1 protein-coding gene is annotated in these 1,041 nt (G+C 74.3%); it reads right to left on the bottom strand.

Annotated features, from left to right (window positions below):
- On the bottom strand, nt 1-1,041 hold a 1,041-nt coding region (locus G4D87_RS38120), incomplete at both ends, for a DUF4388 domain-containing protein (protein WP_338045030.1).

Raw genomic sequence — 1,041 nt, 5'->3', positions numbered from 1 at the left:
CGCCGGGGCCGGCGGTTGGGGCCGTGCCCGCGGGGCGCGTGGCACCCGGACCTGCCGCGGGTGTTGCTCCTGCCACGGGGCGTTGGGGCACGGCGCCGGCCGCTTGCGCCACCCCGGCGGGCTGCGGACGTCCCGCGACGTTCGGAGCGGCTCCGGCGGGACGCTGCGCACCCGCGGGTTGCTGGCCCACGGCGACATTCGCCGCATGCGCACCCGTGGAGGGCTGGGCACCTCCGGCGCCGGGCGCTCGGGGGCCCACGTCCTGCGCCGTCCTGGCCTGGCCGGCGAACGACACCGCGTCCAACTCCTTGAGCAGGAACGCGAGCCGCAGCAGGTGGTCCGCGTCCTGCGCGAAGTCCGTCAGCAACTGCGCGACCGAGCGCACGCCGTCGATGACCGTGAACGCGCGGACCTCGTGCGGCGTGAGGCGCAGCTCGTTCGCGGCCACGACGCCACCGGACTTCATGATGGGAAGCTGGAGCACCGGGGTCAGCCGGCGCTTGAGGTCCGCAGAAGGAATCCGGCGCACCGTGTCGCTCAGCACCGCCCAGCGGTGGCCCAGCGGCATCGCCTTGTGCGAGGGCAGGTCCTTCAGCTCGAAGGTGAACGTCCCGGCTTCAGCCCGCAGGCCCCTGGACAGGATGCCGCCCGCGCGCTGCGCCAGGATGGCGAAGGCGGTGGCCGGCTGGAGCAGCCCCAGACCGAAGAGCGCGGTGAGCAGGTCTCCGCCAAAGCGCTCCTGCGCGGGCTCGGCCTGCTGAAGCTGCTCGGGCGTGAGCAGCCGCGCCGCGACCAGCGATGGCCCGAGCGCTTCTTCGGGATGGGACGAGTCGACGAACTCCGGGTTGCCCTTGCGGAAGTGAATCTGGACGACGCGGTCGGCCAGCGCCAGCGACAGCAGCCCCGTCTGCTCCCGCGCGGCGACGCGGCCATACAGGCGGATGGGGGAGAGCTGCTCGAGTTGGCCGAGCGCCGGAATCTCCGGTGCGGCGTCATCGCCCTCCACCGCGGGCACCGCCACGGGGGCGGGCGCGGACGCAG

Source organism: Myxococcus vastator, assembly GCF_010894475.1.
Taxonomy (GTDB): Bacteria; Myxococcota; Myxococcia; order Myxococcales; family Myxococcaceae; genus Myxococcus; species Myxococcus vastator.
Note: the sequence above shows the minus strand (reverse complement) of the source record. Positions and strands in the feature narration are given on the sequence as shown.